Annotated in this window: 20 protein-coding genes, 2 pseudogenes and 1 riboswitch; of the genes and pseudogenes, 6 read left to right on the forward strand and 16 right to left on the reverse strand. The window is 36.6% G+C overall.

The window, feature by feature from the left end:
- Positions 1 to 507: 507 nt before the first annotated feature.
- From BMZ04_RS00840 to BMZ04_RS00865, 6 genes are read right to left on the reverse strand one after another with little or no spacing between them, the layout of a single operon-like run.
- The gene (locus tag BMZ04_RS00840) at positions 508 to 1020 is read right to left on the reverse strand and encodes a type 1 glutamine amidotransferase domain-containing protein (RefSeq protein WP_093263476.1); all 513 of its coding nucleotides are present in this window, start codon (positions 1018 to 1020) and stop codon (positions 508 to 510) included.
- Between the two features lie 44 nt (positions 1021 to 1064).
- The gene (locus tag BMZ04_RS00845; protein WP_093263481.1) at positions 1065 to 2753 is read right to left on the reverse strand and encodes a class II aldolase/adducin family protein; all 1689 of its coding nucleotides are present in this window, start codon (positions 2751 to 2753) and stop codon (positions 1065 to 1067) included.
- Between the two features lie 59 nt (positions 2754 to 2812).
- On the reverse strand, positions 2813 to 3895 hold the full coding sequence (gene lsrB / locus BMZ04_RS00850; RefSeq protein ID WP_093263486.1) for an autoinducer 2 ABC transporter substrate-binding protein LsrB: 1083 nt from the start codon (positions 3893 to 3895) through the stop codon (positions 2813 to 2815).
- Between the two features lie 32 nt (positions 3896 to 3927).
- The gene (locus BMZ04_RS00855) at positions 3928 to 4938 is read right to left on the reverse strand and encodes an ABC transporter permease (protein ID WP_093263490.1); all 1011 of its coding nucleotides are present in this window, start codon (positions 4936 to 4938) and stop codon (positions 3928 to 3930) included.
- Positions 4904 to 5923, reverse strand: coding sequence for an ABC transporter permease subunit (locus tag BMZ04_RS00860; protein ID WP_093263493.1), 1020 nt, complete (start codon positions 5921 to 5923; stop codon positions 4904 to 4906). Before BMZ04_RS00860 ends, BMZ04_RS00855 begins: the two co-directional genes overlap by 35 nt.
- The gene (locus tag BMZ04_RS00865) at positions 5920 to 7434 is read right to left on the reverse strand and encodes a sugar ABC transporter ATP-binding protein (protein WP_255367743.1); all 1515 of its coding nucleotides are present in this window, start codon (positions 7432 to 7434) and stop codon (positions 5920 to 5922) included. Before BMZ04_RS00865 ends, BMZ04_RS00860 begins: the two co-directional genes overlap by 4 nt.
- A 337-nt stretch (positions 7435 to 7771) precedes the next feature.
- Between BMZ04_RS00865 and lsrK the strand changes: the two genes are divergently transcribed.
- On the forward strand, positions 7772 to 9337 hold the full coding sequence (gene lsrK / locus BMZ04_RS00870; protein WP_093263502.1) for an autoinducer-2 kinase: 1566 nt from the start codon (positions 7772 to 7774) through the stop codon (positions 9335 to 9337).
- Positions 9338 to 9352: 15 nt separating this feature from the next.
- On the forward strand, positions 9353 to 9715 hold the full coding sequence (locus BMZ04_RS00875) for a cupin domain-containing protein (RefSeq protein WP_093263508.1): 363 nt from the start codon (positions 9353 to 9355) through the stop codon (positions 9713 to 9715).
- Between the two features lie 288 nt (positions 9716 to 10003).
- On the opposite strand, the gene BMZ04_RS00880 is transcribed toward BMZ04_RS00875, so the two are convergent.
- From BMZ04_RS00880 to BMZ04_RS00915, 9 genes and pseudogenes are all read right to left on the reverse strand, one after another.
- Positions 10004 to 10714, reverse strand: coding sequence for an ABC transporter ATP-binding protein (locus BMZ04_RS00880; protein WP_218145508.1), 711 nt, complete (start codon positions 10712 to 10714; stop codon positions 10004 to 10006).
- Entirely contained in the window at positions 10686 to 12500 is a 1815-nt protein-coding gene (locus tag BMZ04_RS00885; protein ID WP_093263513.1) for a branched-chain amino acid ABC transporter ATP-binding protein/permease, read from the reverse strand. Before BMZ04_RS00885 ends, BMZ04_RS00880 begins: the two co-directional genes overlap by 29 nt.
- A 1-nt stretch (position 12501) precedes the next feature.
- Positions 12502 to 13401, reverse strand: coding sequence for a branched-chain amino acid ABC transporter permease (locus BMZ04_RS00890; RefSeq protein WP_255367744.1), 900 nt, complete (start codon positions 13399 to 13401; stop codon positions 12502 to 12504).
- 112 nt (positions 13402 to 13513) lie between these two features.
- Positions 13514 to 14731: an ABC transporter substrate-binding protein gene (locus tag BMZ04_RS00895; protein WP_255367745.1), complete on the reverse strand. Its 1218-nt coding sequence runs from the start codon at positions 14729 to 14731 to the stop codon at positions 13514 to 13516.
- Positions 14732 to 14865: 134 nt separating this feature from the next.
- Positions 14866 to 15080 (reverse strand): annotated as a pseudogene (locus BMZ04_RS23080) (CoA-transferase); the annotation flags it as partial.
- Positions 15025 to 15372, reverse strand: a pseudogene (locus BMZ04_RS00900) (CoA-transferase); the annotation flags it as partial. The pseudogenes BMZ04_RS00900 and BMZ04_RS23080, both read right to left, overlap by 56 nt.
- 861 nt (positions 15373 to 16233) lie before the next feature.
- The gene (locus BMZ04_RS00905; RefSeq protein WP_093263522.1) at positions 16234 to 17619 is read right to left on the reverse strand and encodes an LLM class flavin-dependent oxidoreductase; all 1386 of its coding nucleotides are present in this window, start codon (positions 17617 to 17619) and stop codon (positions 16234 to 16236) included.
- A gap of 201 nt (positions 17620 to 17820) precedes the next feature.
- Positions 17821 to 17925: riboswitch (SAM riboswitch) on the reverse strand.
- Between the two features lie 318 nt (positions 17926 to 18243).
- Positions 18244 to 19554 (reverse strand): sensor histidine kinase, encoded by a 1311-nt coding sequence (locus tag BMZ04_RS00910; RefSeq protein WP_093263527.1) that lies wholly within the window; start codon positions 19552 to 19554, stop codon positions 18244 to 18246.
- A gap of 1 nt (position 19555) precedes the next feature.
- Positions 19556 to 20242 carry a response regulator transcription factor gene (locus BMZ04_RS00915; protein ID WP_093263533.1) on the reverse strand — a complete coding sequence of 229 codons (687 nt, stop codon included), beginning with the start codon at positions 20240 to 20242 and terminating at the stop codon, positions 19556 to 19558.
- Between the two features lie 324 nt (positions 20243 to 20566).
- Between BMZ04_RS00915 and BMZ04_RS00920 the strand changes: the two genes are divergently transcribed.
- From BMZ04_RS00920 to BMZ04_RS22155, 4 genes are all read left to right on the forward strand, one after another.
- Positions 20567 to 21568: a DJ-1/PfpI family protein gene (locus BMZ04_RS00920; RefSeq protein WP_093263539.1), complete on the forward strand. Its 1002-nt coding sequence runs from the start codon at positions 20567 to 20569 to the stop codon at positions 21566 to 21568.
- A gap of 14 nt (positions 21569 to 21582) precedes the next feature.
- Entirely contained in the window at positions 21583 to 22017 is a 435-nt protein-coding gene (locus tag BMZ04_RS00925) for a hypothetical protein (RefSeq protein ID WP_093263543.1), read from the forward strand.
- Positions 22018 to 22044: 27 nt separating this feature from the next.
- The gene (locus BMZ04_RS00930; protein ID WP_093263548.1) at positions 22045 to 22659 is read left to right on the forward strand and encodes a DUF2306 domain-containing protein; all 615 of its coding nucleotides are present in this window, start codon (positions 22045 to 22047) and stop codon (positions 22657 to 22659) included.
- 134 nt (positions 22660 to 22793) lie between these two features.
- Entirely contained in the window at positions 22794 to 22934 is a 141-nt protein-coding gene (locus tag BMZ04_RS22155) for a hypothetical protein (RefSeq protein WP_177184268.1), read from the forward strand.
- A 70-nt stretch (positions 22935 to 23004) separates the two neighbouring features.
- Here BMZ04_RS22155 and BMZ04_RS00935 read toward each other — a convergent pair whose 3' ends face one another.
- On the reverse strand, positions 23005 to 24765 hold the full coding sequence (locus BMZ04_RS00935; RefSeq protein WP_369802610.1) for an extracellular catalytic domain type 1 short-chain-length polyhydroxyalkanoate depolymerase: 1761 nt from the start codon (positions 24763 to 24765) through the stop codon (positions 23005 to 23007).
- Positions 24766 to 24856 lie beyond the last annotated feature (91 nt).

Consider the following 24856-nt stretch of genomic DNA (forward strand, 5'->3'; position numbering starts at 1 on the left):
CCTCCAATAAAACTAATTTTACGATTTATTATATTATCAGAAAAGTCAAAACAACCAATATTTTAATAGTGTAGGTGAAGCAATCCTGAATGTGTTCGTGGGAAATGACACCGTTCAATCCGAAAAAATTTGCATGCGCTGAATTTACAATAGCGCAAATCCTCGTAGTCGCAAAATAATTGACTGAATAATCGTTACATTAAGATAAACCTAGTCTGCACTCTAGTTTATATAATTTTCACTATCTCGTTGATAATTTTATATTTATATCCAATTAGAAGGGGTTTATTAATAAAAATTATTAGATGTTGGGCAGGCGTAGTCATATCATTTTACGATAAATCAACCAGTTCCATTTACATAGCCAGCTGCTAAAGGAATCCACAAATTCCTTTACAGCCGTTTATAGCTTTAGTAGATTATCAGTTACTCTTTCTAAAGAACTCTACCAATCCCACGTAGAAAAACACTAGTTTTGTATACTTATCCCGTCTTACTTCTAATTAATTATTTCTCAAGCAACTTTAATGATTCACGATTAAAAGCGATCATATCATCTGGTGTTCGGCTTGTCACAAGTTGATTTTGACAAACAACTACTTCTTCATCTCGGAACTTGACACCAGCGTTTTCCAAATCAACGATAATCGATTTATAACCCGTAGCTTCTCTACCAGCTAAACTTCTAGCAGAAATAAGCAATTGCTGTCCGTGACAAATGGCAAAAACGGGTTTTTTATCATTCATGAATGCTTTTGTGAATTCCACAAAACGGTCATCTGCTCGCAAAAGGTCTGGTGAGAATCCACCAGGGAGAAGAAGTGCATCGAAATCCTCAGGCGTCACATCGTCTATCCCAAAATTAATTGTGAGCGTTCCACCTTTCTTTCCTGTTATTTCTACTCCCTCTTCTTTTTCAATTGTATAAACTTCGTGTCCAGCATCTTCAAACGCTTTTGCTGGTTCCGTAAATTCCGAGTCCTCGAACAAATTTGTAATCAATGTCGCGATTTTCGCCATTACTTGATCCACTCCTTTTGTGTTTTGCCAATTATCTTGCTAGGTTAATTCCCCAAAATAGAAAGAATACCTTCAGATGCTGTTTGTTTTCCGGAAGCATGAATAATACTAGTAGAGTTCAACTCATGATTTCCATCCGTATTTAATAAGCTCTCACTCGTTGTAATAATTAACCCTGTAATTGCTTGTGTTTCAAATACCTCATTTAATCTATTCACTTGCTCATTAGATAACGCTGCGTTTTCACCCATGATTACACCATCTAAACCACCGTAATGCAAAATTGCTTTTTGAATCGCTTCTTCAACATGATTATCTTCTATTAATACTACTTGGGTTTTATAAATATTTAAAATACCGCTAAGTCGTTCTGTATATGTGGAGGCTACGACTACATGTGCCCCTTTTTTCAACAGTTTTTCTAAAATTAATTCTTCACGATCATTATTTATGCCAAAAAAAGCAAAAATGTACCCTGCCAGATTTGGAACTGTAGGGGATAAATTTAGTTTGTATAATTCTAATGGCCAGTAATCTATATCAAATACTTCTTCTTCTGTAAGGTTTTTTGTCGTAATAAAAAGGTCGAGAACATTCACCATTGCTTCATGAGAATGCCTTGCGATATCTGTATTTCTTTTTGCTGTAGCAAGAGAGATTCCTGCACCAAAACAGCCTACACCAGGTATTAACCCTACTTTGGGATCAATATTTTCATGCATGTCAAAACCTTTTGGTAGTCTATTTTGGAACTGATTAAAGAAATTTGTATAACTATCTCGATAGGACTGAATGGTTTGTTTACAGTCATCGCTATCCGAAATCACAAGTGAATCTTTACCGATTCTTAAAATATGTTCTAGTGTGGACCTTCCGCCAGTTGCAATTTTTTCTACATCTCTTCTATTCGCTAGCTCCAACTGAGTCTCATCAATCGTAATAATTTGTTTCTGCTTTTGAGAAAGTTGTCCACGCAAACGGAGAAGAAGTGATGTGCGTGTATCCGTTTTTAATGTATCTAGATTCTTTTCTTTTTTTAACTTATGGCTGTTAATATATTCTTTTGCTTTCTCTTCTAATTCAATTGTCTTTAAATACGATTCTTCATGTGTATTTCCCCATGTAACCAGTCCATGATGTTCCAATACAACAGCATAGCTTCCCGAGAACTGTTGAACTATTTTAGAAAGTGTAAATCCAGGTCTACAATATGGAACAAATGCAACATCTTCACCGAAGACTTCCTTTATGATTTCTTCCGCATTTTCATGATTAGTTAATGTGCAAATGGCATCCGAGTGGACATGATCGACATGCAATGCATCGATAAATGCATGGAGTAACGTTTCAATGGAAGGTCTTCGTTCTGCAGCACTTACCATACAACGACCAAGATAATCCACCATATCTTCATCAGACATACTATCTAAATTTATTAAAGGTAGTAATTCTTGCAAATAAAGACCGGAAAAATCTTGTTCCGTAATCGTCCTTAAATCACAGCCACTTCCTTTTATCCGTAGAACTGTCCGCTTTCTCCCTAAGTGGTCTGTTTCCTCGATTTTACTTGAGGTATTTCCTCCACCATATAAAACAAGGCTCGAATCTTTTCCCAGTAGTCTAGATCTATTTACTAACTTACTAATTTCACTGTCACCTTGAATTGTAAAACGTTCATTTACGATAAAAACCCCTCCTACATAATCATTAAAACAACATTGACCCCCAAAAATAAAAACTCATAGGGTAGAAATAAGTGTATTACTATTTCTACCCTATGATGGAAATTCCATTAAAAGTCGTAATTATCGATATTATCTTTTGTAAATGTAACTCGTTCTGGAAGTAAAATGATTCCACTATCATCGGCAGTATATTCATAACCTTGAATGGAGTTCGGCTCAATGGTTACTTCTCCAATTCCAGGTACTTCAAATGAATCTCCTACTTTTAACTCTTTCCCTTCCACTGTCATTAAGTAAGCTACATAAGTAGCAATCGCTCCTTGTTGTTTAACATCCCACAAGCCAAATTGTTTAACGGTATCACGTTTTACATAATCTCTCATAACGTTAGGAGTAGAAAATCCTGTAATAATTACTTCTCCCGCTTTATCCAAATTTTCAGCAGCTTGCGCCATCGCAGGTAAGGCAGTTGCGTCTGGAGCTAATATGACATCGATATCAGGGTATGTTGTCAAAATACTTTCTCCTATTGTTAACGATTTTTGCGCATCATTTTCTCCATATTGTGTAGTGACAATTTCCCAGCCTGGATGCTTTTGGGCAATATATTCTTTTGCTTTTTCAACCCATTGGTTTTGGTCTGTAACAGTCGGGCTTGAATAGAAGAAGGCTACTTTCGCATCTTCCTTATCTAATTGATCGGCCGCCATATTGACAAGTAATTCACCTAGTTGATTCGGAGTTCCTTGATTGATATAAAAAGATCTGTGTTCTGGATTTACATCGGAATCCCATGTAAGAATTTTGACGCCACGTTCTTTTGCACGATCCAATGCCTGATTCAAACCATCCACCGAAGTTGATGAAATCATTAATGCATTGTATCCTTGATTAACAAAGTTATTTATATACTTTACTTGCTCGGCAACCGATGCTTCACTAGGTCCATCGTATTTGAATTCTACCCCCAATGAATCTGCCATTTCTTCTGCTCCTAGTCCTCCAGAAGTGAAAAATCCTACGCCAGTCAATTTCGGGATAAAAGCTAATTTAACATCTTCTTTATTAACTGTTCCTGTACCACTTGTTGTTACTTTTTCATTTGAATTTGTTCCATTATTACTACAAGCAGATGCAATGACAAGTATTAGAGCGAAGATGAATACCAAAAACAGTTTACTTTTCTTCATCCTTTAAACTCCTCCTCTAGTATACCCTTCTATCAACTACCCTTTGTTGTAGTACTTCGATTCCCAATAAACCACTTTTTCACATAATTTATATTAAAACGTCTCATGACAACTGCTACAATTAGCATAACTCCAACAATAATGGTCGTTTGTTCGCTGGTCATACCAGAAAGTTGGAGACCGTAGTTCATCATACCAACGACTATGCTTGCAATTACAGTTCCTAAAACTGTACCCCTTCCCCCTAATATACTCGTTCCACCAAGCACGACTGCCGTGATAACAGGCAAAATTGCTTGTGCTCCTAAATCAGATCTAGCAGAACTGAAATAAGATGTTAATATAATGCCACTTATACCACCCCCTAAACCCGCTAGCATATAGGTGCTCATGACAATCCATTTTGTAGCAATACCACTATATTTAGCAGCTTTCATATTAATACCAACTAAATATACATTTCGGCCATATTTGGTCAAGTGAAGTAAAGCGCCAAAAATGAGTAAGAAAAATAGAATTAACCAAATGGAATTGGGAAGTCCTAACGTAATTCCATTTGCAATTTGAACAAAGGGATTCGGAAAACCACTGATCCCTTCATATCCTGTAGCACTGGAACCACCTGAAATGACAAGAGCGATTCCAGCGAAGAGAAACATAGTACCCAATGTTACAACGAGCGGTTGCACATCAGTAAAGGCTACAATTAAACCATTGAGTAAACCTGCTAAAGTACAGACAATTAAAGCAACAATAAGTGCAATCCAAATATGGAGACCACCAGCCCATAAAACACCCACAGTAATGGAGGAAAGTCCCATAATAGAACCTACGGATACATCAATGCCGCCTGTAATGATAACAAAGGTCATTGGAATCGCAGCTAACCCAATATAAGCGAAATCATTCATACTAAATAACAGATTTTGTATATTTAAGAAACCTGGTGTCAGTAGACCGAAAAAGATTAATTCTCCCACTAAAAACATAAACAGGAATAGCTCCCATTTAAGGAATAGCTTTAGATTGCTTTTCACGGTCATTTTCCCCCAAACTATTTTTCTGATTTTGACGTGATCGTTCTTTCAGATATTTTTGGAACCTTGAATCGCCAACAACAATTAATATGAGTAATAAACCTGAAATAGCACTATTCCAATACGCTGGAATTTTCATAAATACTAGAGAACTATTAATAACCGTGAAGAAAATGGCTCCTAATCCAGCTCCTATGACACTCCCCATTCCACCAGTTAGCGCAACTCCCCCTAACACAGCAGCTGCAATTACTTGAAGTTCCATTCCGCTGCCCGTTTGGTTTGAAACAAATCCAATGTTCATGACAAAGATAAGACCGGCGATGGCTGCAGATAAACCAGACAAAATAAAAGCAAGAACTTTTACGGTGTTAACTGGCAATCCTAGTAATTGTGCACCGTCCGTATTATCACCAACTGCATAAAAGTATCTACCGAATTTTGTTTTTGTTAGAAAAAGGTAAGCAATTAAAACTAAAAATACACCAATCCAAACGGGAAATGGAATACTTAGAATCTCTATTCTTGCAATTTTTTTGTAGTAATTCGGAATGTTCTCGATCCACATTCCTTTTGTATAAAGGAGCATGAGACCTCGAACTACTCCTAACATTCCCAATGTCATAATTATTGCAGGTATCTTCAAATATGAGACACCAATTCCATTTACGAACCCGATGACAGCTCCGACACATATAACCGAAAAGACCACTACTCCTAAATTTGCTCCACTTGCGAGTAGCGTTCCACAGACTGCTGCCGACAAACCCATAATAGAACCAATAGAAACATCAATATTGGCTGTAAGAAGTACAAACGATTGTCCAATAGCCATAACAAGTAATATGATGCTTCCATTTACCAACAATACAATCGTGTTTGAATTAGTGAATTGACTATTTATAGATCCAACGAAAAGGAAGTAAGCTACCATTAAAATGAGAATCGATAATTCTCTTACTTTAATAATTTTATATAGGAAAGATTTCATGAAATCACATCCTTTTTTACACCAAAGGCTGCCGAAGTAATGTTATCAACCGTAAGTTTTTCTTTCTCTATTTCCTTGTTGATCTTCCCCTCCTGCATAACAAGTACTCTGTCACTAAGCTCTACAATCTCTTCTGTATCTGATGAAATCAGCAAGACTGCTAATCCTCTTTCCTTCAACTGATTGATAATGCGGTAAATATCTGCCCTGGCACTTGCATCAATTCCTCGTGTAGGTTCATCGAGAATAATTACTTTTGGCTCAGTAGCTAAGTATTTTGCGAGTACAACTTTTTGCTGATTACCACCGGATAAATCGCTCAACTCTTGATTTGTACCTTCTGCTTTAATTTTTAAATCATTTACGTATTTTTTCGTGATTTCATTTTCTTTTGTAATCGGAATAAATAACCCATTTAATCTATTTAAAATGGTTGAGGTAATGTTTTTTCGTACAGATGTAATATTGAAAATGCCATGCGCGTGACGATCTTCCGGAACATAAGCCAATCCAAGATCCATTACTTTACGTATGGAGAGATTTTTTATTCTTTTGCCATTTAATTTAATTGTGCCAGAGTTGAATTTTTTAATGCCACAAATGGCTTCCGCTAGCTCTGTTCTACCGGCACCAACTACACCAGCAATGCCAAGTATTTCTCCCTCTCTTAAAGAAAATGAAATATCCTGAAATTTATTGCCACAAAGTGAATCAATCTCTAAAACGGTTGCTCCAATTTGTTCGATAGAAGATTGAATCACACTTTTCTTTTGAGTAATGTTATTTGATGGTTGCTCATTTGTAGGCACTAGACCATCTAACAAGCGTTTGTAGGAAAATTCCGAAATGGGTCCTTGTGCAGAAATCTTACCATCTCTTAGGACTGCAACTGAGTGGGATAACTCAAAAATTTCAGAGAATCGATGTGTAATATAAATAATTCCAATGCCGTTATCGGAAAGCTGCCTAATCGTATCAAAGAGTGAATCGATTTCATTATGCGTCAATGTGGAGGTAGGTTCATCTAGAATTAAGATTTGCGCTTCTCGAACAAGTCCGCGTAAAATTTCCACAAGCTGTTGTTCAGCAATGGATAACGTTAATCCTAATCGGCTAATATCTATGCTCCATCCAACTCGATTGATTACTTGTAGTATTTTCTTTCTAAGTTCTTTTGGCTTCCCAATACCTTTGAGTCCCATTGTGATATTTTCTTCAATCGTCATATTTGGAAAAACCAAAGGCTCCTGTGGAACTAAATAGATCCCGTTTTTATGAGCATCATTAGGATTTGCAAAGCGAACTCTTTTACCACTAATTTCCATTTCCCCGCTATCTGCTTTATATAGACCTGTGATAATTTTCATTAAGGTTGATTTTCCAGCACCATTTCCTCCAACAACTGCGTATATTTCCCCTTTTTTCAGCGTAAAGTTAATCCCCGATAAGACGTGATTCCCATTAAATTGTTTATGCAAATCTTCAATTTCTAATAAATACTCTTCCGACAAGGTTTCCCTCCCTCGAATTCCAAAAATCGAACATAAAGAAATACATAAATACATTTAATAAACTGCGAAAATATTACGTACACATTAGATTGACCATAAATGAAGCGCTTTCATTTATTAGATGCTTATCAATAACTTTAGGAATTATATTATTTATAAAATATTTATATAGATCGTTGAATAAGCTTAATAGCGAGAGTAGTAAGCGCTATTAATGGTCTAATTTATGCGTTTCCCTCCCCCTTTATCACTTCAATTGAAAGGAGGATATATCGAATTCAATAACTGTAGAGTAAACAGCTTCACAATTGCTGACTTTTAAGGAGGAATGAACGAGATGGCTTTTCTTCTAGCATTTGACGCAGGGACTGGTAGTATTAGAGCTGTTTTATTTAATGAAAATGGAGAACAGGTTTGTGTTGCACAGCAAGCATGGACTCATCTCCCCGACCCAAATTATCCAGGATCAATGAATTTCGACTACGCCGAAAATTGGAAGATAATCGTAATGTGCATTAAAGAAGTATTAACAGAAGCAAAGATTAGTCCTACATCTATCAAGGCTGTTAGTGCAACAAGTATGCGTGAAGGATTTGTGCTATACGATGAAAACGGCCGTGAAATTTGGGCGTGTGCAAATGTAGACGCCCGTGCAGGTCTAGAAGTCGAAGCCCTCAAACGGCAAGATAGTGAGCTCGAATATAGGAGTTACAAATTATCCGGTCAGACTTTTGCTTTAGGTGCGGTACCAAGATTAATGTGGTTGAAAAATCATCAGCCAGATATATACGAGAAAGTCTCTTCGATTACCATGATTAATGACTGGATTTTGTATAAACTCTCCGGTGTATTGCAGGCAGATCCTTCAAATGGATGCACAACTGGATTGTTCGATTTGACGAGAAGAAATTGGTCTGACGAAATTACTGATCTATATGATATAGATAAAGAGATTTTCACTAAAGTGAATGAAGCAGGAACGGTTATCGGCCACATTGATGTTGAAGTTGCGAGTTTAACTGGATTAAGTGAAGAAACACTCGTTGTAGCTGGGGGCGGAGATGCTCAATTAGCGTCCGTTGGCGTAGGTGCAATTGAAAATGGTCAAGCTATTGTGTCTGGTGGAACTTTTTGGCAACAAGAATTAAACATTGATAAGCCGATTTATGATTCCAATAGTCGAATTCGAATCAATTGTCATGCAATCCAAGACTTGTGGCAAATAGAAACAATAGCTTTTTTCCCGGGACTTGTAATCCAGTGGTTTAGAGATAGTTTCTGTGACAAAGAGGTAGAGGAAGCTAAAAGATTAGGGAAGAGTTTTTATGAAATAATGGAAGAAAAAACGAAGGATGTACCGGTTGGATCATATGGAGTAATTCCCATCTTTTCAGATGTAATGAATTATATTTCATGGAGACACGCTGCCCCTTCCTTTATTAACTTAAGCTTGGATCCCGAAAAATCTGGTAAACATGTGCTATTTAGGGCTCTGCAGGAAAATGCAGCAATGGTGACATTAGGCAATTTAAAAATTATCGAAGAAGTAACTGGGCATTATCCAAAAGAAATCATTTTTGCAGGTGGAGCATCTAATAGTAAGTTATGGTCTCAAATTTTAGCAGATATGTTGGGCATTCCTGTGAAGGTACCGGAAATTAAGGAAGCAGCTGCTCTAGGAACCGCATTATATGCGGGAGTAGGTGCAGGTATATTTGATAATATTTCGGATGTAGTTCAAAAGGTTGTCAAATTCGAAAGCGTATTTAAACCAAATATGGAGCACCATCAATTGTATCAGGAACTCTACAAAACTTGGCGTAGCGTATATGTCGAGCAGTTAAAATTGGCAGACAAAAAAATAACCGAGCATATGTGGATAGCACCAGGTCTAACTATTTGAGAGGTGGTAATTGTATTGAAAAAAGTGAATGAAAACGATTTTGAATATCGTTTTAAAGATCATGGCCCAAAGTATTTAACAAAAGGACCTAATGTAGATGTGGGAATCGTGGTCTTAAAACCAGGTCAAGATTTTCAGAACCACTATCATACTACATGTGAAGAAATCTTTTATATTTTAGAAGGTGAAATTGACTTTTATATCAATAATGAAAAAATACAAGCTAGACCTGGTGATATGATCCAATGTGCACCTAGAGTGACACACTATTTGACAAACACTTCGGATAAAGATTTTAAAGCCCTTTTTGTTAAATCCCCACACATATTAGAAAGAGATGTTGTAAATGTGGATAATCCGGTGATTAAGCAAGTGTAGAATGCGAATTGAGCGAAACGGGATTTGTGATTTATTTTGAGCAGACGACGTTGTTTGTTACTCCGGATGAATAGATGATTCGACAGATGAAGAAATGAGAAAAGGTTATCAAGACGGCTTTGTTAGTCGCTTTGATAACCTTTTTTTACTTTAAAAACTATAAATGATTAATAAACGTTGGATAAGGAACAGGGTCTCCTTATCCCAAAACAACTAAGTAGAAGAAGCTAAAATAACTTCGGAAATTAATCTACTTTTCCTATTAATTGAGATACATAACAACGTATTTTACTTCGAACCTAAATACGTTTTTACCAGACTATTATCTCTTAATAAATCTCGTGATTCTCCGTGTAACTTCACCTCACCTACTTGTAAAACATATGCTCGGTCAGATATAGCTAAAGCAGCCATGGCTAATTGCTCGACAACCATAACCGTCTTGCCGGATTTCTTCAACTCTAACAGAGTATCGAATATCTGTTTTACAAATATAGGTGATAAACCCATGGATGGCTCATCAAGAATAACCAAATCAGGATCAGACATAAGCGCTCTTGATACAGCCAGCATCTGTTGCTCTCCACCACTTAATGTGCCAGCATGCTGCGATCTTCTCTCCTTTAATCTTGGAAATCTTTCGTATTCTCTTTCTATAAGCTCTTGAATTTTTTGTTTCTCTTTTTTAATCGAAAATGCACCTAGAATTAGATTATCTTCTACCGACTGATCGCCAAAGACCTGACGACCTTGAGGGACATGGGATAGACCATACCCTAAAATTTTATGAGCAGGAGTACCTGAAATCTCATTACCCTTATATAAGATAGTACCCTCCTTCGCCTTCTGCAATCCCGTAATCGCTTTTAATAGTGTCGTTTTCCCAGCTCCATTGGGACCAATAACAGCAACAATTTCACCTTCATTTACTTCCATTGATACCTTGTGTAAAGCGGACGCTTGACCATAACTAACCGACAAATTTTGTACCTGCAACAAGCTGGTTCACCTCTTCCCCGCCAAGATAGGCCTCAATTACCCTTGGATCGTTTTGAATAGTTTCAGGAGTTCCCTCACAAATTTTCTTACCAAAATCTAATACTGTAATATAATCACAAATATTCATAACTATATCCATATGATGCTCAACCAAAATAATAGACAATCCTGCATTCTTCAGTCGTTGGATCACATCCATGATTTTTTCAATTTCTTTTGGACTAGCCCCTGCTGCTGGTTCATCTAGAATAAGTAAATCGGGTTTCAAAGCTAACCCCCTAGCGATTTCAACTAATCGCTGTTCACCATATGGTAAGTCAGACGCTTTTTCATAAGCTCTTTCTTCTAAGCCAACAATTCGTAGTAGATCATAAGCTTTTTGTGCGTAGTATCGCTCTTCATTAGATACCTGACCTAGATATAATAGGTTTTTCAGAAATCCTGTTTTGAAGTGACGATGAAAACCAACCATGACGTTTTGTAATACGCTCATGTCCTCAAATAACTGCAGGTTTTGGAAAGTTCTCGTAATCCCTTCTTGTGCTATACCATGAGGAGCATATTTTGTAATGTTCTTTCCTTTCCAAAGAAGGTTTCCGCCACTCGGCATATAGACTCCACTTAGGACGTTTACTGTGGTACTTTTACCTGAACCGTTTGGGCCAATAATTCCGTGAACAGTTCCACCTAAAACCTCAATTTCAACATCGTCTATAGCTTTTAATCCACCAAAATGCATAGAAATATTTTGAAGCTCTAAAAGCTTACCACTAATTCCATCAGGTAAATCTATTGTAGCCTCCCGATCATCATGTAAAATTCCTAATTCCGTATTGACTTTTTTACTAGAAAACTTTTTAAAGAAAGAAAGTTTAGTGAGGGCACCCACGATCCCATCGGGTAAAAGGATAAGTGCAATTAATAATATTCCACCAAAGATCATTAGGTGATAATCTACAAAGTTATGAAGGAATTGCGGTAACCCAATGATAACCACTGTACCTATAATAGGGCCTATCTTTGTTCCTGATCCTCCGATAATAACCGCAATAAGGAACATAATAGAAAGATTCAATTCAAATGTTGTACTACTTATAAATTGATTTTGAAAAGCAAACAGCCCTCCACCTACTCCTGCTAAAAAAGCTGAAACAGAAAAAGCTAATATCTTCCACTTTCGAACGTTAATCCCTAGCACCTCTGAAGCAACTTCACTATTTCCAAAAGCAGTAAAGGTCCTTCCAAAACGCCCTCTAAAGATATTCGTTGCGCCTGCTGTAAATATGATAGCCAAAAGACCAATAAACCACATATATTGAATTGGCCCAAGCTCAAAACCGAATAAGGATGGTACCGAAGTTTTGATTCCTGCAGGACCGCCCGTGACATCTACCCAGCGGTTGGCTATAATACTAACTAATTCTCCAAATGCAATTGTTACCATTGCCAGATAAGGACCTTTCGCTCGTAAAGACAAAAGAGCTACAATCGCTCCAAATACAGCAGCTATTAAGGCAGAAATCAAAATACTTGCGAAGAAATTCAATCCTACTTTCATGGTAAGTATTGCAGATGCATATGCTCCTATCGCATAAAATCCTACATGCCCTAAGGAAAGCTGATTGGAGAGTCCCACAAGTAGATTTAACCCTACAATGACAATGTAGGTAATTAAAAATGTCTGGGCTACATGAATGGTATGAGCATTGTTAAAAAACCATGGAAATGCATATAATAGGACAAGCGGGATACCAATTTGATAAATCCACCATTTTGCTTTTATCATGTTAGAATTTCTCCTTTACTCGTTTTCCAAATAACCCCTGAGGAAGGACTGCTAAAATGACAAGAATTAAAAAGAACGCAGCAGCTTCTTTCATGGATGTACTATATAAAGTAAAGAGATTTTCTAATACACCTAGTAAAAGTCCTCCGATAAAAATGCCTCGTGGATTCTCGATACCACCAATAATTGCAACCGCAAATGCTTTTAATCCTAGGAAAAGACCAATAAATGCACCTGGATGTACCATAGGACCGACTAAAACTCCACCTACTCCTGCTAGGATCCCAGCAATTATAAAAGCAATGGAAGCCATTAATCGAGGATTGATTCCCATTAATGAAGCAGCATCTCTATTGAAAGCAACCGCTTCCAGCGCCTTTCCAAATAATGATTTCTTTAAGAAGACATATAAAAGTAACATAATGACTACAGCACTAACTAGAACAAATATATCATGATAGCGGATTTTCATTATACCCAAATCTAAAATAGCTCGTCCAAATGGAGATGGGGCCATTAAAACGTCTCTTCCCCATATAAGCATAGCTACGTTTCTCACAATCATAGAAACGGCCACAGTACTTAAAATCCATCCTATGGAATGCCAGCTTTTTAATGGACGGATTGCAACTTGTTCTAATCCCCAACCACAAATACCCAATATGACGATAACCAATAGTAATGATGCTATAAAGGCAATCCAAACACTACCACCTGTAGCAGTTATTGTTATAAAGGTGGATAATCCTATAAGGGAACCAAGCATGACGAAGTCACCTTGACCAAAGTTCAATGTTTTTGTCGTAATAAAAGTAATATAGTAGCCCTGGGCAATAATCGCATAAACGCTTCCATACACTAACCCATTAATAAGGGCTTTTAATATATCTGTTAATTCCAAAGTATACGCCCCCTTGTGTTGTAATACTACAAATTACAAGTAATGGTGAAAAGGGAAATCCTCATATAGACTTACCCTTTTCACCAGTTAAAAGATTTATAAGATGCCTCTATTACTCTGCTGCGACAATTTGTAAATCATCGTTATATGTGGCAATGAATACTTCGTCAATACCAAATGCTTCATGGTTATCCTTTGTGAAAGGTTCTGATTTTATTGCTGTTACACCTTCAAAGTCTGTGAAGGATTCAATTTGATCGCGAATTTTTTCACTATCTAAACCAACCTTTGTTATAGCATCCAAGATAAGTTTTGCACTGTCATATCCTTGTGCCGTAGCAATAGGGAATACGTCTTCACCATACGTATCCATTACTTTTTCATGGAATTTTTTTGCTACATCATTTTGATCGATCGTAAATGACTGTACAAAGAATAGATCACCCTTCACAAGATCTCCAACTAGATTTAAAACAGTAGGGTCACCTGTAGCCCAAGTCGCGTAAATAGGAGCATCCAACCCTTCGTTAAAACGAGCTTCAAGTAACTTTGCTGACTGTGGTGCAAGCCCGTAGAAGATAACTGCTTCCACCCCTGCATTATTCATTTCACGAATAGAAGGCTCTAGATTCAATTCCTTTGGATCAAAGGCTGAAATAACAGTCGGTTCCATATTGTAGTTTTCCTTCATTTGCTTAACAATATCTTCTCTTCCACCTTGCCCGTACCCTTCCGTATCATGGATGACACCAAGTTTCGTAAGTCCTTGTTTATCGATAAGCTCTTTTAAAATAGCGGACACTTGAACCCCATCAAGAGGAGCCACACGGAAAATATAGTTTTTATCAGCATCTTTAAACTCTTGAGTGATTTGTGTACCTGTAGCTACTGGTACAACTTCAGGAATCTTTGCCTCTTGAGTAAATTGAATGTGAGCCATGGCATTCCCAGAGTTAGCAGGTCCAACTAAGGCTACAATATTATCTTGACTAATTAATTTTTGAACAATCTCGACAGACTTTTCTGGTTTAGCTTCATCATCATATAGGACTAGATTTGCATTTTGTCCTTCATAGCCACCAGCATCGTTAAACTCTTTAACAGCTAGGTCCACACCTCTTTTTACTCCTTCACCAAATAGAGCCGTGCCACCCGACATAGAAATAGCTAAACCTATGTTAAAGGGCTCCTTACTTGAAGAATCCCCAGAATCACTACTAGCTGCGGTATTTGTATTTGTTTTTGTTTCTTCTACCTTCGGACTACATCCTGCTAAAATTGTAAATAATACCATAAAAGCCACTAGAATGATTGCACTTGATTTTTTCAAAATAATTCCATCCCCTTTTTAATAAACTCAAAGTTCGCCTATTGGCATTACCAGCATAATGAAAGAAAAATACCGTTTATTAATACTCTTTCTTATTGGACTGTGTAGCCACCATAAATAACAATAAATATCCGGTAATACCCATCACTCTTTTTGATTTGTCTATTTTTCAATAAGTTCCCAATCCCAATCCTCAACCCTACAATTATTTGAAATAATCGTAAGATCTTTTAACCCCCTTTCGATATAACCCCAAGATATATTTTTCAGGTATACCTACTAGTCCAAATCCTTCAAAGAGAAATGTATTTCCACCTTTGATCAATTGAAAAAATTTCCTTCCATCCAATTAACTTCTCAACAAATAACGTTGCTTCTGTTGATTGAATGACATCTTGGATTGTATATCCTTCAAACACTTCTCTAACTTCAAGTTTACGTGCTGCAACTTCAGTTAATGCCCTTTCTTTAATAATTTTATTGACCACTCCCTTCCCTGTTAGAGGTAGTGAACATTCCTTTTTAATTTTTGGTGAACCATCTTTTGAGACATGATCCATTATGACAATATTTTTTTCACCATGAACTAAATCCAATGCACCTCCCATGCCTATAATCATCTTTCCTTGAATCATCCAATTGTCCTATATAAAACTAGTATTCTCAGAAAATTCAAAATCTATTTAATTAGTATTAAAACAGAATATTTAAATAATTGCAACGTTATGTTTTAGGGCTATGGTGGGCAATAACTTTAGGTAGTCCGAAAAATCGGAATATGTTGATAGAGTAGATTTGGAAAATAAATAAAAGTGAAAATAAAAAAATCCGATATTTCGGATTTTTGTCCAAAATATAGGAAATTAGGTCATAAGTTATGTTTTTTTTCATAGAAGGTTGAACGGCTAATGCACAATTTTTCTACAATTTTCATTTTTTCTCGCTCGTTTTCGACAGCAGGACCTGGTAAATTTTCAATTCAATCTTGCCTTTATTTCACCTCTAATCTTCTACAAGTTAATTCACAGGAAATGTTAAGCAAGAGACATTTTAAGTAGGTACTTTGATACATTTTCCATAATGAAAATAGAACTTTGATTCAATACATTAGTGCATAGTTCTTTTAGTCTGTTGGAAGAATCCTCTAAGTTTCTTCACTAATTTTTTCTGGATATGTTATAAGGCATTCTAGTCCGCCATTTTTAATTGCTCGACATACACGTACATTATCTGACGAATATTAACTGGATAATTTTTTTATTATTTTTTACATACCTAATTAAATTCTACCCTAGTTTTTGTATCACCATCGTACTCTCCTACTTTACTATCTCTAATATATATTCATATCTCCTTCAACAGTCTTTCTTGCTTTTTGATAATATTCTAGTAATTTTAGAACTCTCTTTTTGAAAAAGAGCAGTCCGAATGTAAATAATATTCCAACCTCTACTCAGAATTTCTCACTATAAATCAGGTTCGATTGATTGCTTTGGACTTTATTAGTTGGTTATTATTGCATTTATTTTGGCGTACTGTTTGGCTGGATGATGTTCTGGCAATTGATTTCCTTTTCCAAACAAGTTATCGCGTAAGCTTGTTCCGTCATACTCTGTTCGCAACAATCCTCTTTCCTGTAAAATTGGAACGACAAGTTCGATAAAATCTTTAAATGTTCCAGGTGTAATCGCATATGCGATATTAAAGCCGTCGACTCCAGCTTCATTTACCCACTCTTCCATCGTATCTGCTACTTGTTCAGAAGAACCTACCGTAAATGCACCCATACCACCAATTCCAATAAACTCTTTAATATCATCTACTGTCCATTTTTTTTCCGAATCAATTTTTGTAAAGTTCTCTAATGTTGATCGGATAGAGTCATTTTCAATATATTCAAGATGTTGTTGTGGATCATATCCAGATAAATCAATTCCAGTCCAACCTCCAAACAGAGCAAGTGCCCCCTCATGACTGATGTGATTCTTGTAATCATTATATTTTTCATAAGCTTCTTCCTCTGTTTTACCTACAATTGGCGTGAACATTGTTAGAATTTTTACTTCTTCCTTCGAACGTCCTGCACGCTCTACTTGCTCCCGTAACCTCTGCACAGAGTGCTTGGCTGCTTTTATGGTCGGTGCTGCGATAAATATGCTCTCTGCATTTTTGCCAGCAAATGCACTTCCTTTTGGAGATGCACCTGCTTGGTAAAGAACCGGAGTTCTTTGCAGGGATGGTTCGGTTAAATGAGCTCCAGGTACTTTAAAATACTTTCCTTCATGATTAATATCATGTACCTTACTAGGATCTGCATAAACTCGCTTTACTTTATCCTTTACAACAGCGTCATCTTCCCAGCTTCCTTCCCAAAGCTTGTAGCATACTTCTAAGTATTCTGCAGCGATATCGTACCGTTCATCGTGATTCACCTGGTCTTCTAAACCTATATTGACAGCTGCACTTTTCAAATAAGAAGTTACAATATTCCACCCAACACGCCCTTTTGTCAAATGGTCTAATGTAGACATGCGCCGTGCAAATGTGTAAGGATGTTCATGGCTTACAGATGCAGTCACTCCAAAACCGAGATGCTTGGTCACCGCTGACATTAATGGAACGACCAGTAACGGATCATTGACTGGCGATTGGGCCCCTTGACGGACAGCTGCATCCCTTGAACCTTTGTAAACATCGTATGTTCCTAAGACATCCGCAAGAAAAATCGCGTCAAACTGTCCCTTTTCCAATAGTTTGGCTAGTTCTGTCCAATACTCGCTATCCTTGTATTTATGGGATTCATCATCTGGATGCGTCCATAATCCAGGTGATTGATGCCCAACACAATTCATATCAAATGCGTTCAAGTAAATTCGTTTATTAGTCATATTCAATTCCTCCTTCATTTGGTAGTTCCTTATCCTTCTGCTATTTTATAACTCTTGAATAAGCTCACTCATGTTCATTTCCCTTACTTTTTTTAGAGCATTCCTTAGGTATCTATTTTCTTCGTCTTTGCGTTTATAGAAATAAAAAGCCCCCTTTTCTCAATTTAGAGAAAAGGGGGCTTGAATAATTATTTTATCCCGCTCTTATCTCCAAGAAAGTTTCTTGCTGGAATTAGCACCTTTCTGACATAGTCAGAGGTTGCTGAAGCGTCAACGGGCCAGTCCCTCGGCTTCTCTTGATAAGAAGTTATTATTCAATTAGGTAAGCGTATTTAAAAGTTTAAAATAAAAATATGCTCATATTTTTATTAAAATTACTATGTGATGATTCTAGTCTAGAAAGAATTTAATGTCAATAGTTATTTTTGAAATACTCAAAATATTGCAACTAACCTTAACGCGTGTTCCATGTGTTAGAAACAAACATGAAAATTTAAACGTTCACGATTGTTTGAATTAACGTGAATATTTCTAGCATATGGTCGCTGAAAAGGATCGGCAAATGAAGAAATAAGAAATGGTTATCAAGACGGCTTTGTTAGTCACTTGATAACCATTTTTGTTTTATTTTTTCAACGGTATCCAACCTGTTAAGATAGCACCGCCCTCCGTATGATTTCCTACAGCTAAATCACCGCCGTGTAACCGAATGATTCTTTGTGAAATAGTTAATCCTAACCCGCTTCCTCCGGTCAAGCGATTTCTCGATACTTCTCCGCGATATAATGGTTCGAAAACACGTTGAAGCTCCTCTGATGTGAAGCCTTCTCCAGTATCTTGTACGGCAAACACTATTTTGTTCCCATCTTTATAACATTGGATTAAAATTTTTCCCTTTTGAGGTGTATGTCTGACAGCATTATCGATTATGTTGTTCATAGCTCGGTTTAATAAATACCAGTCACCAATAATTACACAATCGTCCCCCAAATGATTCAAAGTGATCGAAATATTCTTTTGCCGAGCAAGCATACTCAGACTTTCAATTGAATGTTGTAAAAGGTTTGGAAAGTCAACAATGGCTTTTTTTAGTTCCAACTCCAAGTATTCCGTCTTTGTATAAGTAAAAAGATCCTCAACAAGTCGGTCTAGCTGTGCTGATTTTTCCTTACAAACGGCGAGATACTTGGCCATTTTATCCGGCGAATCAGCAATACCTTGCTCTAAGCCATCTAAATATCCTCGTAAGGCGAATAACGGAGTTCGTAAATCATGAGCTACAGCAGCAATTACAAATCGACGTTGTTCTTCAAGTTCTACTTGTTTTTGAATCGATTCCTTTAGGCCTTTCACCATAACTTTAAATCCTTCATGAACTTCAGCAATTTCTGTAATTCTAGAAATAGGTAACTCTACATCTAGGTTCCCCTCTGCTATTTGCCGAACATTAGCACTCATTTGTTCAAGAGGCTTCAGAATATACTTCCGCATTACAAGTGCAATTATAATTATAGCCATTATTAACCCAACGATTGTAGCAACCATTTGAATGGATCTAGAATTTGCGTAAGAGATTTCAACCCTTGCTTTTATTTCCCCGTTGTCAATGATTGAAAATCTCTCCGAGTGCAAAAATGATTGGTCAGGGTTAGTGGTGAAAATAAGCTGATTCGATTCAGAATGTATGGATACATCCATATTTAATTCTTGTAACTGTCTTGTTAATCGTTCTTGCCAGGTAGGATTCATCCAATTATGCGAATTTGACTCTATCGAGTGAATAGTCGTTTCTAAATGTTCTTTTTGTATATCATTCATTCCAATACGAAATGATTTTGTTTCAATGAAATTGCTTGTTACAAAAAATAACCATGGTAATAACAAAATGAAAAATAAACAAATTATAGTAAACGTTTGAATTCTTGTCGTTCTCATTTTACTCTCCTCTAAAGCGATAGCCTATACCCCACACGTTGACTATAAATTTTGGGTCGTTCGGGACCGCTTCAATTTTCTCCCGAAGGCGACTGAGATGAACGCGAACGGTGTGCTTGTCACCAACTCCACCCCAAAATTTTCCTAGTAACTGTTCATATGAGAAAACCATTTTCGGATGTTCTGCAAAAAATTGTAGTAATTCATATTCTTTCGGTGTAAGAGAGATGTTGTTTCCTCCTACCAACACTTCCCTAGTTGATAAATTCATAGTAAGGCTACCATGTTCTATGCTCCTATTGCCAAACTCCTTCCGTGAACTGGATCTTCGTAACACCGCTTTTACTCTAGCAACTATCTCACCAAGTGAAGCAGTTTTTACGATATAATCATCGCCTCCTAGCACGAGGCCTCGAATCTTGTCTGTATCATCACTTCGAGCACTCAAAAAAAGAATAGGCACATCGCTTTCCTCACGAATTTCCCTACATAAATCGAAACCATTTTGTCCTGGCATCATAATATCAAGAACGATACAATCAATGGTTTCTCGATAGAGGATTCCTCGTACTTGAGCAGAATTGTCAGCGGTTTTCACAAGAAATCCGTCATTCTCTAAGAAGTCCCTCAATAGTTCGACAATGCTAATGTCATCATCTACTACAAGAATCGTATGTTTCTCCTTCACCGCTACCCCTCCTTTTCTCCAATGCCTCTTACTAAAATTAACTTGTATTTAGGTTAACATTTCCCTCATAAGAAAAGAACTTAGTACGAACGATTGTGATTGTTTTGTGATATTTTTATACCTTTAATTGAGATACTTAACGATTATTCTATTATTGGGAGCCAGAAGCAGAGCATCTATAACAAAACTGTTGGAATCTACTTTTGGGTCACCAGTTTGAAGAGTGGAATATCAAAGATTGTAAAAAGCTTCTAACTTTAAATGTGAGAAGAGATTTACAATCGAAGAAAATTAGTAATCAAAAGTAAAGCGGAGGTAATAAATATGCATATTCAAATAATATTGTTTGATGGATTTGATTTATTAGATGTAATTGCACCTTATGAAGTGTTTACTGCAGCTGCAATGTACGCAAGCGAAGAGGTTAGCGTTAAGCTAGTATCAGCTGAAGGTGAACGAATGGTGACAAGTGGAGTAAATCAATTACAACTTCAGGCGAGCGATAGACTTGATGTAAATAAGAAAGGCATCATTCTTGTTCCAGGTGCATCTGGTTCAATTCATTCTAAAGGTTCAGATTCTATACCTGTTAAATTACAGAAAACAACTGAAACAATATTAAGCCCTCTACTAAAAGAGGCGATTCAAAACCCCGATATGCTTATTTCCACAGTTTGTGGGGGCTCCCTCATACTAGCAATGAATGGTTTATTAACAGGACGCCATGCAGTTACACATCATATGGGAATGGACCTTCTAAGTGCAACAGAAGCAATCCCTGTAAATGCACGTATTGTAGATGATGGAAATCTCATTACTTGTGGGGGTGTTACTTCAGGGTTAGATCTTGCCCTTTACTTAGTTGAACGAGAGTTTGGCCCCCGTATAGCACACGCTGTAGAACAATTATTTGAGTACGAGCGTAGAGGTACCGTTTGGAAAGCAGAGGGAAACACACCTAAAGAAATTCCAAAAGTAAACCCACTTGAAGCAGCAGATGAGACTTCTTTTATCCAAACTAAAGAGACAATAGATTTTCAAGGAATGTGGGATACGACAATTTCTACACCTGTGGGAAAACTTTCGGTTTTATTTAATATAACTACTGAAAATGGCCAAATAGCTGGTACAGCAAAGCAAGGGGACGATATTGTTGATTTAGATAATCTTGTACTAGAAGGTGGGCAATTAAAGTGGACCATGAAAGTGAACAAACCTATGCGTCTTTATTTAAAATTTATCGTCTCTGTAAAAGAAAACAGTATGAATGGAGTAGCAAAGGCTGGAATGCTTCCCTCATCTAAACTAGTTGGACAACGTATTTAAAAGGAGACGGTATTATGTATTCTATGCTTGTATTTGTACATGTCGTAAGTTCTTTATTTCTTGGAACTTATCTTGTTTTACCTATCATAATTAATGCCATTTCTTCTCGTTCAAGTACTGAACTTAAACCTGTACTAAAAATTTTATTGAGTTTTACTCGTGCTGGCCACTATGCACTAATTCTTTTAGTGATTTCAGGCGGATCAATGGTTATTTCGTATACATCCTATCCATCTATTTTATGGGTAATTCTATCAATCCTCTTGCTCATCGCTATAGGCGGATTAATAGGATTGATTAACAAAAACATTAGACAGATTCTATTAGCAGAGGACCCAAAGAAGAAATTAGCAGACAATATATCTACGTTAAAATGGTATGGATGGCTAAACACATTATTGGTTATAACTACTCTCTTTATTATGACAAATCGCGGTTTGTTTGTTTAAGCACATGGCAATGGAGGAGATAAAATTATGAAAAAATATATCCTTATCATGGTCATAATTATTCCGGTCATGTGGGTATTGCATACACTGTCAAAGAATTTTATGGTTGATCCTACTTTCACAAAATTTATATCTAGAAAGGATCAAACTCTACCAGATATATCACTATGGGTATGGATGATTCGTATTCACATTGTGCTAGCTGTTATTTCACTCCTTACTGGTCCATTAGGAGTTGTGAAAAGATTAAGAGTTAAATCGAAACAATTTCACCGGTGGAATGGTCGTGTATATATTCTGTCTATCATATTAAATTTTATACCCGGAGTTTACGTTTCATTTTTTGCAACAGGAGGATGGCCTAGCATAATAGGATTTCTTATTTTAAATACATTATGGCTTGGAACAACTATCCTAGGATATAAGTATATCAAAAGGAAAAATGTAATCTTACATAGTCAATGGATGATTAGAAGTTTCTTCCTTTCGTTTGCAAATATGACGATCTATGTACTTGTAACCATCACACATCAATTAATGGATTTTTCCTATAAAAATTCTTACACATTAGCAGTCTGGTTATGTTGGGTTCTAAATCTACTTATAGCAGAGTTCATAGTACGAAAAAAAATATTCTTATAAAATTCCAAAATGTCTTTTTCGTTCACATTGCTTTTTATCAAGGGCGTAACATCAATAAAGAATTGCAAAAAACTAATCATTTTGAATAAGACCACCTATTCTGAGCACATTAAACTCTAGGAGGTGAAGATACCATGGCAAAGAAAAATAAACCAAACTTCAAGAAAAAAGAACCTAATTCAAGAAAAGACACGCGTGAAGAATTTTCAGAAGAACATAATTTAAATCAAGCTAAACGAAATAACACACAACAAGATAACCAACAGAATCGATAAACTATTTATTAATACAATATAGAATGCAAAAACACGAAGGCTAAATACCTCCGTGTTTTTATTTAATTTTTTAATTGCTACTATTAATAATTAGTGTAGGTGCGTAATCGACAGTTTCACCTCCATAAAACTCTATAAAATTAGAGTTGAACCCTGCCGTAGTATCGGCTTTTAATCGGAATTGTGTAGTACCGTTCAAGTTAATCTGAGACAAACTATTGACTGGTATATTAATTTCCATATATTCACCTTCACTAGGTGAAAGACTACTTATATTAGATTGGGTAGCTGAATTGGCGTAATCCGCTTGTTCGATTGTAGAATTACTTCCGAATACTCCTGTTTTAACATCTAAGTGGAGTAATGAAATCTTTCCTTGTTTTGCTTTAGGGTATAGACGTATTTTTGCAGATTCTATAGGTTCTTTTATTGTACTAGTGTCGAAGGATAAAATACCTCTATACGTATCGGTATTATACATTCCTTTATCCCCAACCTTAATTGTCCCATTGCTCTTTCCATCTGCAGTGTACTTTCCTACAAACCCATCTTCATTAGCAATGGAGGATAATGTTGTTTCATCTGTATGATCATCTTCTGTTTTAATTAAATACGATTCTGTTTTGACCGATTCTGTTTTGCCATCATTACTAATACTAAAGAATTTTAAGGTTGTGTTTTCTGTTATTGTTAGCGGTTGCGAATAAATGTTAGAGTGAATAGTTGGTTCAGATCCATCAGTTGTATAGTAGATAGTTCCTGCTATATTAGAATTTAGCTCTACATTTACAGAATCTTTGTAAGTTCCACCACCTGGGGTTGCAGTTGTTACAGGTATATCCTTAGGAGGGTCTACGTCAGATTGAAAAAACTCCCACATCATTCGACTCGCATCAGGACCTTGAGGATCTGTATAGCTTCCTTGTGAACTTCCTCCTGACCATGCATGCCCCATATTTAGTATGTTTACTTTTTTCATCCAAACTTTTTCATCCTGTGCTTTATAGTCATATACTGTATAGCTTTTTCCTGATGGCACCTGTAAATTCGCCGTTTTATCAGCTTGGTCATCTAACCATCCTTCCGTTCCAGTCGCCACTAGGCTATTTGTTACTGCCCATTGAGAAATGACTTGATCACCATTTACTTTATTAACTGTATAGTCGGAAGTTCCATGAAAAACGATTACCTTCAATGGTTTAGCTCTACTTCCCATTGCTTTATAAGCATCTCTACCTCTTTGAATTGGATTTGGTCCGCCACTAGACATCGCAGTAAAAGCCTCAATCATGCTAGTTGCTGCCTTATATTCTAAGCCCGCTCCAACTCCTATACCTGAAAAAACATCTGGATAGGTTGCGCCCATAATGACACTCATTGCAGCCCCAGCTGAGAGACCTGCAACATACACTTCATCATTCTGAATAGAATAATTCGTTTTAATAGATTGCACCATACCAGCAATTACGCTTGGTTCACCACTTCCACGAGATTGATGACCTGTTTCAAACCAATTCCAACATTTATTTGAGTTAGAACTAGCATTTTGTTCTGGATATAACACAAGAAACTCTTTTTCCTCTGAAAGCGCATTCATTTTTGTTCCTGTTGAAAACTGAGTAGCATCTTGCGTACAACCATGTAACATGACGTAAAGTGGGTAGCTTTTACTAGAATCATAGTGACTCGGTACATACAACTTATAGCTCTTTCCACCATAGGATCCCGTGATAAAATTCCCTGATGCCTTAGTCATAGAAGGCAAACTAACCATAGAACTAATCAACACTAGACAGAAAACGATCAGCCAAATGCTTTTGTATCTTAACAATAAAACAACCCCTTTCAATTTTGGTTAAGCAATGGTAAACGATTGAAGTTACAAATTAGTTACAAAATATTCTCAGCTATATCTACATGGA

Source organism: Psychrobacillus sp. OK032 (genome assembly GCF_900111345.1).
GTDB lineage: Bacteria > Bacillota > Bacilli > Bacillales_A > Planococcaceae > Psychrobacillus.

Coding starts and splice junctions, on each gene's coding strand:
- BMZ04_RS00885 (WP_093263513.1), bottom strand. CDS start 12,500: ATGATAAAAGCAAAATGGTGGATTTATCAAATTGGTATCCCGCTTGTC.
- lsrK (WP_093263502.1), top strand. CDS start 7,772: ATGGCTTTTCTTCTAGCATTTGACGCAGGGACTGGTAGTATTAGAGCT.
- BMZ04_RS00905 (WP_093263522.1), bottom strand. CDS start 17,619: ATGACTAATAAACGAATTTACTTGAACGCATTTGATATGAATTGTGTT.
- BMZ04_RS00860 (WP_093263493.1), bottom strand. CDS start 5,923: ATGAAATCTTTCCTATATAAAATTATTAAAGTAAGAGAATTATCGATT.
- BMZ04_RS00925 (WP_093263543.1), top strand. CDS start 21,583: ATGTATTCTATGCTTGTATTTGTACATGTCGTAAGTTCTTTATTTCTT.
- BMZ04_RS00920 (WP_093263539.1), top strand. CDS start 20,567: ATGCATATTCAAATAATATTGTTTGATGGATTTGATTTATTAGATGTA.
- BMZ04_RS00930 (WP_093263548.1), top strand. CDS start 22,045: ATGAAAAAATATATCCTTATCATGGTCATAATTATTCCGGTCATGTGG.
- BMZ04_RS22155 (WP_177184268.1), top strand. CDS start 22,794: ATGGCAAAGAAAAATAAACCAAACTTCAAGAAAAAAGAACCTAATTCA.
- lsrB (WP_093263486.1), bottom strand. CDS start 3,895: ATGAAGAAAAGTAAACTGTTTTTGGTATTCATCTTCGCTCTAATACTT.
- BMZ04_RS00855 (WP_093263490.1), bottom strand. CDS start 4,938: ATGACCGTGAAAAGCAATCTAAAGCTATTCCTTAAATGGGAGCTATTC.
- BMZ04_RS00840 (WP_093263476.1), bottom strand. CDS start 1,020: ATGGCGAAAATCGCGACATTGATTACAAATTTGTTCGAGGACTCGGAA.
- BMZ04_RS00910 (WP_093263527.1), bottom strand. CDS start 19,554: ATGAGAACGACAAGAATTCAAACGTTTACTATAATTTGTTTATTTTTC.